We start from the raw sequence: 14902 nt of genomic DNA, 5'->3' as shown, positions 1-14902 counted from the left end.
GCAACCCTTACGGGCCGTGCATGACGGCCCCCTTGCTTGTGAAATAGTTCACAAGCCTCCCGTCGAGGATGTGAAGCGATTCACAAAGCATGGGGCGAGTGTAGGACGTGACTCACATTCTTGTCCCTAGGCCCCGTGCTATAAGGCTGCCCTAACTTGGCCGCACGGCCAGTACGGTTTCTTCTCGCGTGCGGTACCGGTGACCTGCGGCGTCGTTCTCAAGATCGGCTTCAGGGGGCTGTTTGACCGCATTTGTCCTGTGACCGATACCACTGCGCGGAGTACCCGTGACTGGTCCAGACGTGTGGAGCCAGCGCAATTAGTCGACTGCCTGCGGCCTCTTCCGAAGCGCGGGGTGGGACGTCGGCCGGGTTGGTCGTGAGTGTTTCGGGTCGTTCTAACGACACTTGCCACTCACGACCCCTGGACCGACGCGCCACCGCCGCCGCACTCCTCGGGCGGAGCAGGGCCGGGTTGCCCATGAGCGGTCCAGACGTGTGGTGGCGGGCCGTGGCCCAGCGCATTTCGTCCTCTGAATGCGGTGGTTCGAAGGGCGAACTACCGCATTCAGAGGACGAAATGCGTGACGTCAGCGCGGAGAGGGAGTGGCGCGCGCCAGAGCGGCGATGAGGCGGTCCACGCCATCCCCGCCCTTGGCGTCGTAGCAACCCGAAAGTCCCTTGTAGACCAACGGAAGGATCGAGTTGATCCGCAGCCCGTACTTCGTCGCGGCGTGCATGATCTTCGGCTTCCCGATCAGCTTCGCGAACACGTTGCCGAGACGGTAGTAGCCGCCCATCAGCTCCGCGACGGCGCGCGGATAGCCCTCCAGCGCCCGCTCGCGCGAAGGGCCTTCGCGGCGCGCCAGCGCCTGCACGACGAACTCCGACGCCAGCTGCGCGGATTCCATCGCGGCCGAGATGCCCTCGCCGTTGAACGGGCTGACCATGCCGCCCGCGTCGCCGAGCAGCAGCAGGCCGTCGCGGTAGTGCGGGGTGCGGTTGAAGCCCATCGGGAGACCGGCGCCGCCGACCTTGCCGATGGCGTTCTCCTCGCGGTAGCCCCATTCCTCGGGTGTCCCGTCGAGCCACTGGCGCAGCAGCGCGCGGTAGTCGGTGCTGCGGAACGCGGCCGACGTCGACAGCATGCCGAGGCCGACGTTCACCGTGCCGTCGCCGAGCGGGAACGCCCAGCCGTAGCCGGGCAGCAGCTTCGGGTCGCGCGGGTCCGAGCGGTCCCACAGCTCAAGGTGCCCCTCGATGAACGGGTCGTCGTGGCGCGGGCTCTTGTAGTACTGCCGCACCGCGACACCCATCGGGCGCTTCTCGTTCTTCTGGATGCCGACGCTCAGCGCGAGCCGCGCGGAGACGCCGTCGCAGGCCAGCACCAGCGGAGCGCGGTAGCTCACCGGCGTCTTCTCCGGGCCGACCTTCGCCTCGACACCGATCACGCGGCCGGTCGGGCTGGTGATGGCGCCGGTGACTGTGGTGCGCTCGTAGAGCCGCGCGCCCGCCTTGACCGCGGTCTTCGCGAGCAGGTCGTCGAAGTCCTGGCGGGTCCGCGAAACACCGTACGGCGGGTAGCTCGTCAGGTCCGGCCAGTCCAGTTCCAGCGTGAGCTCGCCGGTGAGGATCCGCAGGCCGCGGCTGTGCACCCAGCCCGCGTCCTCGCTGGTGTCGATCCCCAGGTCGATGAGCTGCTTGACGCCGCGCGGGGTCAGACCGTCGCCGCACACCTTCTCGCGCGGGAACTCGGTCTTCTCCAGCAGCAGCACGTCGACGCCCGCGCGGGCGAGGTACGTGGCGGCGGTGGAGCCGGCCGGTCCGGCACCGACGACGATGACCTCGGCGTCGTGGTCTGCGTTGCGACGTGTCATGCCTATGAATTTACAGTCGGGCGGAGCCCGTCCGTTGAGGGTGGCGGTGGGGAGGAAGGCGGATTTACAGTCGGCTTTTTGGCGCGGTGGATGGCGACGACGCCGAACGTGAGGTTCAGCCACTCCACCTCGGTCCACCCGGCGCTCGCGATGATCTCGCCCAGCGTCCGCTGATCCGGCCACGCCAGCATGGATTCGGCCAGGTAGGAGTAGGCCTCGGGGTTCGACGAGGTCCTGGCGCCGACCCAGGTGAGCAGCTTCGCGATGAACTTCCGGTGCAGGAACCGGATCGGCGGGAATGTGGGCGTCGACACCTCACAGATCACCAGACGGCCGCCCGGTTTGACCACCCGCGCGATCTCGGTGAGCGCGGCCTTGGTGTCGACGAAGTTCCGCAGCGCGAGCGAGATGGTCACCGCGTCGAAGCTGTCGTCGGCGAACGGCAGCTTCATCGCGTCGGCGGCCACCATCGGGACGCCGCGATGCTTGCCCGCCTTGAGCATGCCGACCGAGAAGTCCGCCGCGAGGCACCACGCGCCGTTGCGCGCGTACTCGACCGTGGACACGCCGGTGCCCGCCGCGAGGTCCAGCACCTTCTCGCCGCGTTTGGCGTCCAGCACCCGGCCGGTGATGGTGCGCCAGCGGCGGTCGAAGCCGAAGGTCATGAACGAATTCGCGCGGTCGTAGCCGTCCGCGACGTCGTCGAACATGGCGGCGACTTCGTGCGGATCCTTGTCAAGACTCGCTCGGGACATACCCGCACACTACTTCGCTCACCCTGAGGGATCGCGGCCAAGCGGGAGCAAAGCGACAGCCCGTAGGTTCACCTGGCCCGGTGAAGCAACGCCGGGGCACGGTGCGCACCGGCCCCCGCGACCTCGCCGGCGAGGATCCTCCGCTCCAGCAACCGCAGTTCCGGCCCCGGTTCGAGGCCGAGCTGATCGACCGAGACCCGGCGCGCTCGCCGGTACGCCGCCAGCGCGTCGGAGGTGCGTCCGGCTCGCCACAGAGCGTCCATCAGGAGGTACTGGGCACGCTGCCGCAAGGGGTGCCGCCGCACCAGATCGGCCAGCTCGACGGCCGCGCTCGCGTGCCTGCCGAGATCGAGTTCCGCCTGGTAGAGCTCTTCGAGCAGGACCAGCCGGTGCTCTGAGAGACGCATCGTCTCGTCCGAAAGCAGCGGGACGTCGAGGCCCTCGTAGGGCGCGCCGTGCCAGTGCGTGAGGGCCTGCCGGATCAGCGAAGCACGCTGCGCGGGGTCCGCGGTCTTCAGCGCCTGGCCCGCCAGCGTCTCGAAGGTCTCGACGTCGAGTTCGCCGGGGTGGACCTCCAGCCGGTAGCCGCCGTTGTCGAAGACGAGCCGGTCGCCCTCGGGCAGGGCCTGCCGCAGCTTGTGGACGTGCCAGTGCAGCTTCGGCACCGCCCGCGGCTCCCACTTGCTGTCCCACAGCGCCTCGGTGAGCACGTTCACCGGGACGAAGGTGTTCGCCCGGACCAGCAGCACGCCGAGGAGCGTTCTCCGCATCCGGCCGTGCAGCGGGACCGACCCCGAACCGGAAGAGATGCTGAACGTACCCAGTACTTCGAACCTCACGTGCCGTCCTCTCGCTCGATGGCGTGAGGGGACGATGAATGCCGGTTGTACAAAGAAGATACAAAGTGATCAAGTGTGCGCGGAGAGCATTCCCCGCACGGACCGCGGCCAGGCGAATTCCTCCGCGCGCGCCCGCGCCGCCGCCCGTCTGGCGTCCTCTGGACTTTCCAGGAGACCGGTGACCGCGCCCGCGAACGCCGGGGCACGATCGTCGACTGCCTCACCGCAGCCGGGCCGCACGATCTCCCGCAGTGCCGACGACGCCGAGACCACCACCGGCGTGCCCGAAGCGAGCGCCTCCAGCGCGGCCAGCCCGAACGTCTCGTGTGGACCGGGCGCGAGGGAGACGTCGGCGCTGGCGAGCAGCCGGGCGACGTCGCCGCGTCCGGAGAGGAAGCCGAGGAAGGTCACCGGAAGCCCGCGCGCCCGCCGTTCCAGCGCACGCCGCCGGGGTCCGTCTCCGGCGATCACGAGCCGTACGCGGTGCCCCGCCTCGGTGAGCTCGGCGACGGTGTCCACACTGCGCTCGACGTGTTTCTCCGGCGACAAGCGTCCACAGTGGACGAGCAGCGCGTCGGCGTTCCCGGTCAGCGTGTGCCGCCAGCCGTCGTCACGGCGGGCCGGGGCGAAGGTCGTGAGGTCGACGCCGAGCGGTACACGCCGCACGTTCGGCGCGGCGATCCGGTCGAATTCCGCACGGGCGAACGCCGTCGTGCAGACGACCGTGTCGTAGTGCCGCGCCATCCGCCGGTTCGCGACGTCCGCGACGCGCCGCGCGACGGGTTCGGGCATCAGGAACTGCTCCAGCAGCCTGTCCAGGCGCTCGTGCGAGATCACCATGCTGGGTACGCCGTTGCGCCGCGCCCAGACACCCATGCCGCGCAGGGTGAGCCTGTCGGACACTTCGAGCCTGTCCGGCTCCAGGCGTCTCAGCACCGCGCGCACGCGATGCGGATCGACCGCGCGATAGCCGCCGGTACCGGGGATCTGTGGCGCCGGAAGGGAAAACCGGCGTACGCCCGAGGGAAGCGTCTCGTCCGCGTAGCGCTGCCCGGGCACCACGAGGGTCACCTGATGGCCGCTGGCCACGTAACCGGCGCCGAGATGATGCAGCGCCGTCCGCAGCCCGCCCGAGCGTGGTCCGTAGAAGTTGGCCAGCTGGACGATATGCATAGGTCAGGCCGCGCGCGCGACTTTGCCTTGGACGGCCTCGTAGTGGCCGACCAGTTCGTGGCAGACCGCGGGCCAGGTCCGGCCGAGCACGACCTTGCGCGCCTTCTCCCCCAGCCTGGCCCGAAGTGCTTCGTCACGCAGGTCGTTCACCTTGTCCACCAGCGCCGTCGCGAATCCGGCGCGGTCGGCGGGCAGAAGATAGCCGGTGCGGCCGGGCAGAACCAGATCCTTCGGTCCGCCCGCGTCCGGGGCGAGTACGGGAAGCCCGGATGCCATCGCCTCCTGGATGGCCTGGCAGAACGTCTCGTGCGGTCCTGTGTGGACGAAGACGTCGAGGCTCGCATACGCGGCGGAAAGCTCCTCGCCGTAGCGGGCGCCGAGGAACGCCGCGCCCGGGATGCGTTCGCGCAGCATCGGCAACTCCGGCCCGTCACCGACGACGACCACGCGGATCCCGTCGACCCCGGCGAGCGCGGTCAGCCGGTCGACCTCCTTCTCGGGCGCGAGCCTGCCGACGAAACCGACCAGCAGTTCGCCGTTCGGCGCCAGTTCGGCACGCAAGGCGGGGTCGGCGTGCGCCGGCGAGAACCGCTCGATGTCGACGCCGCGCGCCCAGCGGTGCACGCGCGGGATCCCGTGCAGTTTCAGCTGTTCCACCGAATCCGTCGACGGCGCGAGCGTGCGGTCCGCCCGCGAGTGCAGGCGGCGCACCCAGCGCCAGGCGGCGCGGGCGGCGATGCCGAAGCCGTACGCGGCGGCGAATCCGGCGATGTCGGTCTGGTACACCGCGACACACGGCACCCGCAGCCGCCTTGCCGCGGCGAGCCCGCGGGCGCCGACCACGAACGGCGACGCCAGATGCACCACGTCCGGGCCGAAATCGGTCAGGGCGGTGAGCACCGTCCTGGTCGGCACGCCGACCGGGAGGGAGTTCACGCCGGGGAAGTCGAGGGCGGGGATGCGCACGACCGGGGCGCCGAGGTACTCCACGGGACCCGGACCCGGGGCGATGATCAGCACCTCGTGCGCGCGGTCGCGGAGGTGTTCCACGACGCGGAGCACGGAGTTGGTCACGCCGTTCACCTGGGGCAGGAAACTTTCGGTGACTATCGCGACTCGCACGCGGATCACTGTCGCATCCGGTTGTGACGGCCACGCCAACAAAAACGGAACAGACGACATGTCATCTCAAGGTCGTGTTCCGTAAACCAGGCTCGGCCACACTAGGCAGGCATGACCCTTCTGTCGTCTAGGCCGCCTCAGCCCGTCGAGCCAGGGCTGGTGTCGAGGGCCCTCGAAGTGGCCGGGCGGCTGGCCAACGACGCGACCGACGTGATCACCGCGACCGCCGGCCGGGGCGCCCAGCCCGATCCGAAGGACTCGCCCTTCGACTGGGTCACCGACACGGACCGGATCCTCGAACGGCACACCCGCCGCGTGCTGACCGCGGAATTCCCCGGTATCCCGGTCGTCGGCGGCGAATTCGGCGCCGACCACGGTGCCGACGTCGCCGAATACCGCTGGGTGGTCGACCCGGTCGACGGCACCGCGAACTACGTCGCCGGGGTGCCGTGGTGCGCGTACAGCCTCGCCCTGATCGACGCTTCGGGCCCGGTGGTGGGCGTGGTCGCGGATCCGTACCGCGCGCAGATCTACGCCGCCGCGCGCGGCCGCGGGGCCAGGGCGAACGGCAAGCCGATCACGCTGACCGACCGGTGCGGGACCGCCGGGGCGATCGTCTGCACGGAGCTCACGCGCAAGGGCGTCTGGCCGGGGATGGGCCAGTTCATCGAACGGGCCGCCGCCGCGCACGCCGGGGTCCGGGTGCTCGGCTCGGCGGCGCTGGCGATCGCGCAGGTCGCGCTGGGGCACGCGGCCGCGGCGGTGCTGCACAGCTACCGCGAATGGGACGTCGCCGGCTCGGTCGCGCTGGCCATCGAGGCCGGGGCCGTGGTGCTGGACCGCCATGGCGAAGACACCGCCTTGCCCGTCGACGCCCTGCTGGTCGCTGCCCCCGGCGTCGCGGACGAGGTCCTGGGCTGGTGGCGGGCGTCGGTCGGCTGAGTTACGCCTCCAATCACGCGAGTTACGCCTCCAAGCACGCGTGTCGTCCGTTCAATCACTCGTGTCGTCCGTTCAAGCACGCCGAGCCCCATCGGACGACTCGCGTGATCAGACGGACGACACACGTGCTTGGACAGCGAACACGCGTGATTCGGGACGGGACTCGCGTGATGGAGGGCGGGACTCGCGTGATTGAGGACGGAACTCGCGTGATCAGGCGGCGGACTCGGCGAGCGAGCGCCGGTACGCCAGCCGCTGCCGCCGGATCCACCACAGCAGCGGCCCGGCGATCAGCCAGGTGAAGAAGATCATGCTGCCCAGCGGCAGCAGCGTGTTCGCCGCCGAGCGCCCGGCCACCCGCGCGAGTTCCGGGTCGCCGACGTCGTACTCGATGTTCACCAGCTGCCCGGCGGCCAGCCCGGACGGGTAGAGCACGCCGTTGGCCGGGCTGTGGATGATGCCGTCGGGGGTGGCGTAGTTGATGATCGTGCGGTCGAAGGCCACCGACTCGACTTGCGCCGTCGCCTGCCCGAGCTGCGCTTCGATCGCGCTGTCGTTGCGGACGGCGGCGAACAGTAGCGAGACACCGAGCACGGTGACGAGTGAGGCGACAACGAGGGCGGCATACCACCCGATGCGCCTCACCCGCTCCGTTTTGGCCGTCACGCCGCGAGCGTATCGCTACCCGTCAGTGGGCGTGTCGCTCGGCGAGGAATTCGTGCGTCGCCTTGATCTGCGGGTACGACTTCGGTGCGACCGGGGCCACAGCGGCCCGCAACGCCGCCTGCGCGCCGTTCGGGCCCACGGCGGGCTTGCCCTTGGTGTACAGCCACGTCTGGAACAGGTCGTACAGCGGCTTGCCCGAGATCTTCTCCGCCAGCGCGATGAACTCCGGGATCACGGCCGACTTGGCCTTCTTCACCTGCTGCCAGGTCTGCAGGATCCGGAAGAACGTGTCGTCGCCCACGGCCTTGCGCAACGCGTGCACCGCGAGCGCGCCACGGTCGTACACGGCCGCGTCGAACTGGTTTTCCGCGCCCGGGTCGGCGGGCAGGACCTGCCAGAACGGGTCCTCGGCCGGCACCGAGTCGTAGATGTACTGCGCGAGTTCGTCGGCGGTGCCCTCGCCGGTCTCCTCCGACCACAGGAACTCGGCGTAGGACGCGAAGCCCTCGTTCAGCCAGATCTCGCTCCACTTGCCGAGCGTGACGCTGTCACCGAACCACTGGTGCGCCTGCTCGTGCGCGACGATCGAGGTGTTGGAACCGGACCGGAACGCCCGGGCGCCGTACACCGGCCGCGTCTGGTTCTCCAGCGCGAAGGTGATGCCGGTGGTGACGACGCCGCCCTGCGCCTCGAACGGGTAGGGCCCGAACTTCGAGGCGAGGAATTCGGTGATCTCCGGCGTCCGTTCGATGCTGGCCTTGGCCGCGCCGAGCGATTCGCCGAGGTCGGCGCCGTACGCGGTGATGAACGGCTGGCCGTCCGGCGTGGTCTGCTGGTTCACCTCGAACTTGCCGACCTCCAGCGACGTGAGGTACGTCGCCTGCGGTTTGGTGCTGCGCCAGTTCCAGCGCGTCCAGCCGGGCCGCTGCACCGTCTTGCGCACGAGCGTGCCGTTCGACAGCGCCGCGACGTCGTTCGGGACCTCGACCGAGACGTCGTAGGTGGCCAGGTCGGTCGGGTGGTCGTTGGACGGGAACCACCAGGCCGCGCTCTGCGGCTCGTCGACGGCGAGCGCGCCGTCCGGGGTCTTCTTCCAGGCGGTGAAGCCGTCGATCTTCACCTTCGACGGCGTGTCCGCGTAGGCGACGACGACGGTCGCCGTCTGGCCCTTCTTCAGCGGCGCCGACGGCGTGACGGTCAGCTCACCGGTGCCGTCGGTCGACGTCGCGAACTTCGCGGGCCGGTTGTTCACCCGGACGCTCGACACCTTCAGACCGAAGTCCAGGTTGAACGCCGAGAGGTCCTGCGTCGCGGTGAGCAGGATCGTCGTGGCACCGGACAGCAGGTCGGTCGCGGGCTGATAGGTCAGCCGGAGGTCGTAGTGACCGACGTCGTAGCCGCCGTTACCGGCGTGCGGGTAGTACGGGTCGCCGATGCCGATCGAGCCGGGCGCGGGTGCGGCGGCCGCGCTGCCGGCGAGCAGCACCGAGACGACGCCCGCGGTCAATCCGGCGAAGCCGGCGCGAGTCTTCAAGCGCATTGCGAATCCTCCCAGGATTTGTCAGCGCGCTCGAACGTAGCCAGCCGATCATGCTCCAGACACGTCCAAAGGAGGGGTTCCTAACCCCTGGACTGAGATCAAAAACGGCTAGACAGCCCGTACCGCGGAGGACACCGCCGTACGGAGGCGCGCGTGCAGCTCGCGGTGGCGCGTTCGGTCCACCCGGACCTCCACCACCCGCAGCCCCGGCGCGGGCTTGAGCGCCTCGCGGAACTCGGTGAGCGTCTCGGCGACGACGTGCGGCACGCGGTAACCGGCGCACAGCGCGCCTAGGTCGGCTCCGTGCGGCGTCCCGAAGACGCGCTCGAAGCTGGCATCGTGCTCCGGCGCCCCCTGCTCCAGCAGCGAGAAGATGCCGCCGCCGTCGTCGTTGAGCACCACGATCGTCAGGTCGGGGCGCTGTTCGGCGGGCCCGGTCAGCAGGCCGCTCGCGTCGTGCAGGAACGTCAGGTCGCCGAGCAGGGCGTACGAATGTCCCCTGTGGACGGTCGCGGCGCCGATGGCGGTCGAGACCATGCCGTCGATCCCGGCGACGCCGCGGTTGCGGTGCACGAGGACGTCGGGCCGCAGCCGCCCGGCGAGCGCGACGTCCCGCGTCGGGTTGGACGAGCCGACGACCAGCAGCGACCCTTCCGGGACCGCGTCGACCAGCTCGGTCGCCAGGCGGAGCCCGCTCGGCCACGGTTCCGCGGCCAGCGCTTCGGTCACCGCCGCCGACGCCGCCTTGTCCGCGCGCTGCCAGCTCGCCAGCCATTCCGGGTCGGCCGGTTTGGACGGTTCGTCGAACCACTGCCCGACCTGGCGGACGTTGTGCGCGGGCGCGGGCCAGTCCGAATCGGGCCGGACCAGCAGCACCTCGACGTCGGGATCGGACAGCACCCGCTGGACCTGCCGGAACACCGTCGGACGGCCGATGCACAGGACCTGTTCGGGTTTGTGCCGCGAGATGAACTCCTCGACACCGAGCAGCCACGCGCCGGACGAGATCGCCGTCGCACCCGCCATCCCGATGCCGCCGGTTTCGGAGACGACCGGCCAACCGTGCAGTTCGGCCCATTCGCTGGCCGCCTGCACGCCGGTGTCGCACGCGATGACCAGGCCGGACCGGGCCGAGGGCACCACGAACGAGGGAAGCGCGCCGAAGTCGGGAAGCTCGGTCCAGCGAGCGCCGTCGGGACGCCCTTCGAGTGACTCGTACCACTCGCCGTCATCGTCGATGTCCGGCACGAGCGGCTCGCGGAACGGGATGTTCAGGTGCACGGGCCCGCAGCGCCATTCGCCGTACGCGGCGTTCCAGGCGCGGCAGATCTGGCCGCGCCAGTACGAGTTCTGCCCGGCACGGCGCTCGGCGACGGCCAGCTCGTCGAAGTAGCGGACGGCGTTGCCGTAGAGCTGATGCTGGTCGATGACCTGGCTCGCACCGGCGGCCCGCATCTCGGGCGGCCGGTCGGCGGTCAGCACGATCAACGGGACCCCCGCGCGATCGGCCTCCAGCACGGCGGGGTGGAAGTTCGCGGCCGCGGTCCCCGAGGTGCACAGCACGGCCACGGGGCGGCCGGTGCGCGCGGCGATACCGAGGGCGAGGAAGGCGGCGCCGCGTTCGTCGATGCGGACGTGCAGCTGGAGGCGTCCGGCTGCCGCCGCGTCGTACAGCGCGATCGACAGCGGGGCGTTGCGTGAGCCCGGGCAGAGGACGACGTGCGAGACGGTGTTGCGGACGAGTTCGTCGACGATGACCCTGGCCTGCGCGGTGGAAGGATTCACCGGCAGACCTCGGGTTTCACACTACGACTCACGGCCACACGTCCTATTCTCCCAAACGTGGATGACGCCCAGGTTTCCGAGCTGTTCGACCCGGCCTTGTGGACCGAGGTCGAAGGTTTCGACTTCACCGACATCACCTATCACCGCTCCTCTGAGAGCCGCTCAGGCAAACGTGTCGTACGTGTCGCGTTCGACCGTCCCGAGGTCCGCAACGCCTTCCGCCCGCACACCGTCGACGAGCTGTACCGCGCGCTCGACCACGCGCGGATGAGCTCGGACGTCGGGTGCGTCCTGCTCACCGGCAACGGCCCGTCGCCGAAGGACGGCGGCTGGGCGTTCTGCTCCGGCGGTGACCAGCGTATTCGCGGACGCTCCGGGTATCAGTACGCGGACGGGGAGACCTCCGACACGATCGATCCGGCCAGGGCCGGACGGCTGCACATTCTCGAGGTCCAACGGCTGATCAGGTTCATGCCGAAGGTGGTCATCGCCGTGGTCCCGGGCTGGGCGGCCGGCGGCGGGCATTCGCTGCACGTGGTGTGCGACCTCACGCTGGCTTCGGCCGAGCACGCGCGGTTCAAGCAGACCGACGCCGACGTCGGCTCCTTCGACGGCGGCTACGGCTCGGCGTATCTGGCCAAGCAGGTCGGGCAGAAGTTCGCGCGGGAGATCTTCTTCCTCGGCCGCGAGTACACGGCCGAGCAGATGCAGGCGATGGGCGCGGTCAACTCCGCCGTCCCGCACGCGAAGCTCGAGGCCGAGGCGCTGGACTGGGCGTGGGCGATCAACGGCAAGTCGCCGACGGCGCAGCGGATGCTCAAGTACGCGTTCAACCTCACCGACGACGGCCTGGTCGGCCAGCAGCTCTTCGCCGGCGAGACCACGCGGCTGGCGTACATGCAGGACGAGGCCGTCGAAGGCCGCGACTCGTTCCTGGAGAAGCGCTCCCCGGACTGGTCGGCGTTCCCGTACTACTACTGACCCCTTTTCGACCAGGCGAAAAGGCCTGGAGCAGGGCATACGGCGGCTCTTAGGTTTCCCCTCGAAGTGAAACCCGACTCATTCGAGGGGAAACGACCAATGAAGAAATCTCTGCGGAGAGCGGCGCTGACGCTGCCCGGCATCGTCGCGGCCGGGCTGCTCGGCGTCGGCGGCGTCGCCGGTGCGGCGCCCGCCCAGGCCGACCCGATCCAGACCCTGAGCTGCAATCACGGTCACACGAACAAGGACAGCGGTGAGGGGCGGGCGAAGGAGAGGATGCGCTACCGCACCGGCCCGCACACCAGCTGCTCCGCGTACGCCTGGGTCGACAAGGGCACGCTGATCTACTACCACTGCTACACGCGCGGCGAGAACATCAACGGCACCAACTCCTGGACCTGGGGGCGGATCGCCGGCACGCAGAAGCAAGGCTGGTTCTCCGACTACTACCTCAGCGACGGCGGCGCCCTGACTCCGTGCTGAGCCGGGCGTCCGTTCGGCGTTAGCCTGGCGGGATGCGTGCGGTAGGGGTGGACGGGAGTCCGGAGTCGATCGCCGAGCTGACCGCGGCACTGGCCGAGGCGCTCGACGGCGGTTCGCCCGTCCTCCCCTACTCGTCCGAGGCTCTGCGGGACGCGATGGAACCGGCCCGTCCGGCCGAGCCCGGGACGGCGGTGATCATCGCCACCTCCGGGTCGACCGGCGAACCCAAGGGCGTGCTGCTGTCGGCGTCGGCGCTGACCGCGTCGGCTCACGCCACCCACAAGAGGCTCGGTGGGCCGGGACACTGGCTGCTCGCGACGCCGGCGCAGTACGTCGGCGGGCTGCAGGTGCTGGTCCGTTCGCTGCTCGCGGGGACGACACCGGCCGTCCTGCACGCCGCCGGTTTCCGGCCGGCCGACTTCGCCGAAGCCGCCGCGCCGCTGCTGTCGCTGGACGGCCCGCGCTACACCGCGCTCGTGCCGACTCAGCTCGGGCGATTGCTCGACGCGGGCGGCCAGGGCCTCGCGGCGGCCCGCGCTTTCGACGCGATCATCGTCGGCGCCGCGGCGACCACCGCGGAGCTCCGCGAGCGCGCGGCCGGAGCGGGCGTGAAGATCGTGCCCGCGTACGGCATGAGCGAGACCGCGAGCGGCTGCGTCTACGACGGCGTACCGCTGGACGGAGTACACGTCGAACTCGAAGACGAGCGGGTCTGTATCACGGGTGACGTCCTCGCGCACGGCTACCGGCTGCGACCCGGCCTGACCGCGGAGGCCTTCGAAGGCGGCCGGTTCCGCACTTCCGACCGCGGCCGGTGGACGGCGGACGGGCGGTTGGAGATCCTCGGGCGGATCGACGACATGATCAACACCGGCGGGGTGAAGGTGGCCGCCGCGGCCGTCGAGCGGATCTTGACCGCACAACCCGGAATCCGGGACGCATGCGTGGTCGGCGTACCCGACCCCGAGTGGGGCGAGGCGGTCGTCGCGCTCGTCGTCGGCGCTGGTTGCGACGTCGAGTCGCTGCGTGCCGCGTGCCGTGAAGAGGCCGGTGCGGCGGCCGCCCCGAAGCGGGTCGAATTCGCCGAGGAACTCCCGCTGCGGGGCCCGGGGAAGGTCGACAGGACGGCCGTCAGGAATCTCCTACGAAGGTCGTGAATTCTCCACCGATTACTGGGACATTGTTGACACGATCATTACCCGCGGGTTTACGTCTACATATGACGCGCTGGACACGCACCGTATTGGCCTGCACCGCCGTCACGATGGGACTGGTCGCTTTGGCCGGGCCCGCGCTGGCGGACGAACCGGAGACCGCCGTTCCGAACAGCGGCACCCTCACCTGGACCCTGGAAGACGCGATCGACGACCTGAAGTAGGGCGGCTCGTCACCTGCTCGCGATACCCCGGGCAGGTGACGAGCCCCGCATACCGGCCGGTAGTGGCCAGGGCCAGAATGGCGGCATGGCGACTGCTGGTGAATGGATCGAAGGGGCACGCCCGCGGACGCTGCCCAACGCGGTGGCGCCGGTGGTCGCCGGAGTCGGCGCGGCGGTCGCGCTCGACGGCTTCTCCTGGCCCCGCTCGATTCTCGCGTTGCTCGTCTCGCTTTCGCTGATCGTCGGCGTCAACTACGCCAACGACTATTCCGACGGCATCCGCGGCACCGACGAGAACCGCGTCGGCCCGCTGCGGCTGGTCGGCTCCGGGGTCGCGAAGCCGAAGGCCGTCCTGACGGCCGCTCTCGTCGCCCTCGGGCTCGCCGGGGTCCTCGGGCTCGTGCTCGTCGCGATCAGCGGGCTGTGGTGGCTGCTGGCGATGGGCGCGGTCTGCATCCTCGGCGCCTGGTTCTACACCGGCGGCAAGAAGCCTTACGGCTACTACGGTTTCGGCGAGATCGCGGTCTTCGTCTTCTTCGGGCTGGCCGGCGTGCTGGGCACCGTGTACGTCCAAGCCGGACAGCTGAGCTGGGCCGCGCTCGGCTGTGCGGTCGCCGTCGGCTCGTTCTCGACCGGTGTGCTGACCGCCAACAACCTCCGCGACATCCCGACCGACATCGAGTCCGGCAAGCGCACCCTCGCCACCCGGCTCGGTGATGGCGGCACGCGGCGGCTGTACCTGGTGCTGGTCGCTGTCCCGTATGTCGTGAGCGTGCTGCTCGCCTTCGTGACGCCGTGGGCGCTGCTGGGCCTGGTGACCGCGCCGCTGCTGCTGAAGTCGGTCAAGGCCGTCGGCGGCGGCGCGCAGGGGCGGGCGCTGATCCCGGCGCTGCGGGACACCGGGTTCGCGATGCTGGGGTGGGCGGTGCTGACCGCGGTCGCGCTGGCGCTGTGAGCCTGGCGATCTCTGAGCCTGGCGCTGTGAGGCGTCACCGGACCTTTGATGCGCGACTGTGTGGATTTCGGGTCGTTGGATGACCCGAAATCCACACAGTGGGCCCGAAAGGTCCGGTCACGCGTCTTCCGCTCCACGTCGGCCCCAGGTGGATGAACGGGCCGTTCATTCCTTGGGTTTTTCCCTTTGGGGCACCACCTGTTGTGGCCCGAGAGCTGGACGGTCACCACATGTGGCCCAAGTGGTAGCAAAGGTCCCTTGCTCCCTTTGGTGATCCGGCACCCCCTGAGGTAAAGCGCCCAACCCGACGTGGCGGGGTCCCCCAGAAACACGAGACACAAGGAATGTAAATGATTATGTTCGCACGCCCCCGGGCGCCCCCCACCGAAGGCAGCGAGCAGCCACCC

General features: G+C 69.8%; 14 protein-coding genes. 6 read left to right on the top strand and 8 right to left on the bottom strand.

Annotated features, from left to right (window positions below; translation table 11 throughout):
• Positions 1-589: 589 nt before the first annotated feature.
• The 5 genes from ACFWIW_RS31310 to ACFWIW_RS31290 form a co-directional block, all read right to left on the bottom strand.
• Complete coding sequence (locus ACFWIW_RS31310; RefSeq protein ID WP_126733244.1) at positions 590-1876, bottom strand: geranylgeranyl reductase family protein; 1287 nt, start codon at positions 1874-1876, stop codon at positions 590-592.
• 2 nt (positions 1877-1878) lie between these two features.
• On the bottom strand, positions 1879-2631 hold the full coding sequence (locus ACFWIW_RS31305; RefSeq protein WP_378371780.1) for a demethylmenaquinone methyltransferase: 753 nt from the start codon (positions 2629-2631) through the stop codon (positions 1879-1881).
• A gap of 68 nt (positions 2632-2699) precedes the next feature.
• A complete protein-coding gene (locus ACFWIW_RS31300; RefSeq protein WP_240595957.1) occupies positions 2700-3470 on the bottom strand; it encodes an AfsR/SARP family transcriptional regulator in 771 nt (256 codons plus the stop codon).
• Between the two features lie 69 nt (positions 3471-3539).
• Entirely contained in the window at positions 3540-4643 is a 1104-nt protein-coding gene (locus tag ACFWIW_RS31295; protein ID WP_378371779.1) for a glycosyltransferase family 4 protein, read from the bottom strand.
• Between the two features lie 3 nt (positions 4644-4646).
• Complete coding sequence (locus tag ACFWIW_RS31290) at positions 4647-5765, bottom strand: glycosyltransferase family 4 protein (RefSeq protein WP_378371778.1); 1119 nt, start codon at positions 5763-5765, stop codon at positions 4647-4649.
• Between the two features lie 111 nt (positions 5766-5876).
• Here ACFWIW_RS31290 and ACFWIW_RS31285 point away from each other — a divergent pair, with 111 nt between their 5' ends.
• Complete coding sequence (locus ACFWIW_RS31285) at positions 5877-6707, top strand: inositol monophosphatase family protein (protein ID WP_378371777.1); 831 nt, start codon at positions 5877-5879, stop codon at positions 6705-6707.
• 213 nt (positions 6708-6920) lie between these two features.
• On the opposite strand, the gene ACFWIW_RS31280 is transcribed toward ACFWIW_RS31285, so the two are convergent.
• From ACFWIW_RS31280 to menD, 3 genes are all read right to left on the bottom strand, one after another.
• The gene (locus ACFWIW_RS31280; protein ID WP_378371776.1) at positions 6921-7373 is read right to left on the bottom strand and encodes a DUF3592 domain-containing protein; all 453 of its coding nucleotides are present in this window, start codon (positions 7371-7373) and stop codon (positions 6921-6923) included.
• A 22-nt stretch (positions 7374-7395) separates the two neighbouring features.
• Complete coding sequence (locus tag ACFWIW_RS31275) at positions 7396-8913, bottom strand: M1 family metallopeptidase (RefSeq protein ID WP_378371775.1); 1518 nt, start codon at positions 8911-8913, stop codon at positions 7396-7398.
• Between the two features lie 108 nt (positions 8914-9021).
• Entirely contained in the window at positions 9022-10698 is a 1677-nt protein-coding gene (gene menD, locus ACFWIW_RS31270; RefSeq protein WP_378371774.1) for a 2-succinyl-5-enolpyruvyl-6-hydroxy-3-cyclohexene-1-carboxylic-acid synthase, read from the bottom strand.
• A gap of 57 nt (positions 10699-10755) precedes the next feature.
• Here menD and ACFWIW_RS31265 point away from each other — a divergent pair, with 57 nt between their 5' ends.
• The 5 genes from ACFWIW_RS31265 to ACFWIW_RS31245 all read left to right on the top strand — a co-directional run bounded on the left by ACFWIW_RS31265 (position 10756) and on the right by ACFWIW_RS31245 (position 14495).
• Positions 10756-11679, top strand: coding sequence for a 1,4-dihydroxy-2-naphthoyl-CoA synthase (locus ACFWIW_RS31265; RefSeq protein WP_007030899.1), 924 nt, complete (start codon positions 10756-10758; stop codon positions 11677-11679).
• A 99-nt stretch (positions 11680-11778) separates the two neighbouring features.
• Positions 11779-12162, top strand: coding sequence for a hypothetical protein (locus ACFWIW_RS31260; protein WP_378371773.1), 384 nt, complete (start codon positions 11779-11781; stop codon positions 12160-12162).
• Between the two features lie 32 nt (positions 12163-12194).
• Positions 12195-13319 carry an o-succinylbenzoate--CoA ligase gene (gene menE / locus ACFWIW_RS31255; RefSeq protein ID WP_378371772.1) on the top strand — a complete coding sequence of 375 codons (1125 nt, stop codon included), beginning with the start codon at positions 12195-12197 and terminating at the stop codon, positions 13317-13319.
• A gap of 62 nt (positions 13320-13381) precedes the next feature.
• Positions 13382-13540 carry a hypothetical protein gene (locus tag ACFWIW_RS31250; protein ID WP_167337758.1) on the top strand — a complete coding sequence of 53 codons (159 nt, stop codon included), beginning with the start codon at positions 13382-13384 and terminating at the stop codon, positions 13538-13540.
• Positions 13541-13625: 85 nt separating this feature from the next.
• Positions 13626-14495, top strand: coding sequence for a 1,4-dihydroxy-2-naphthoate polyprenyltransferase (locus ACFWIW_RS31245; RefSeq protein WP_378371771.1), 870 nt, complete (start codon positions 13626-13628; stop codon positions 14493-14495).
• Positions 14496-14902 lie beyond the last annotated feature (407 nt).

This window comes from Amycolatopsis sp. NPDC058340, from assembly GCF_042723975.1.
Classification (GTDB): domain Bacteria; phylum Actinomycetota; class Actinomycetes; order Mycobacteriales; family Pseudonocardiaceae; genus Amycolatopsis.
The sequence above is the reverse complement of the archived record's forward strand: the minus strand, read 5'-3'. Positions and strand labels throughout refer to the sequence as shown.

What these genes read in the sequence shown, in the direction of transcription:
- ACFWIW_RS31285 (WP_378371777.1), top strand. Translation starts at nt 5,877, where the DNA reads ATGACCCTTCTGTCGTCTAGGCCGCCTCAGCCCGTCGAGCCAGGGCTG.
- ACFWIW_RS31310 (WP_126733244.1), bottom strand. Translation starts at nt 1,876, where the DNA reads ATGACACGTCGCAACGCAGACCACGACGCCGAGGTCATCGTCGTCGGT.
- ACFWIW_RS31305 (WP_378371780.1), bottom strand. Translation starts at nt 2,631, where the DNA reads ATGTCCCGAGCGAGTCTTGACAAGGATCCGCACGAAGTCGCCGCCATG.
- ACFWIW_RS31260 (WP_378371773.1), top strand. Translation starts at nt 11,779, where the DNA reads ATGAAGAAATCTCTGCGGAGAGCGGCGCTGACGCTGCCCGGCATCGTC.
- ACFWIW_RS31275 (WP_378371775.1), bottom strand. Translation starts at nt 8,913, where the DNA reads ATGCGCTTGAAGACTCGCGCCGGCTTCGCCGGATTGACCGCGGGCGTC.
- ACFWIW_RS31295 (WP_378371779.1), bottom strand. Translation starts at nt 4,643, where the DNA reads ATGCATATCGTCCAGCTGGCCAACTTCTACGGACCACGCTCGGGCGGG.
- ACFWIW_RS31250 (WP_167337758.1), top strand. Translation starts at nt 13,382, where the DNA reads ATGACGCGCTGGACACGCACCGTATTGGCCTGCACCGCCGTCACGATG.
- ACFWIW_RS31245 (WP_378371771.1), top strand. Translation starts at nt 13,626, where the DNA reads ATGGCGACTGCTGGTGAATGGATCGAAGGGGCACGCCCGCGGACGCTG.
- menE (WP_378371772.1), top strand. Translation starts at nt 12,195, where the DNA reads ATGCGTGCGGTAGGGGTGGACGGGAGTCCGGAGTCGATCGCCGAGCTG.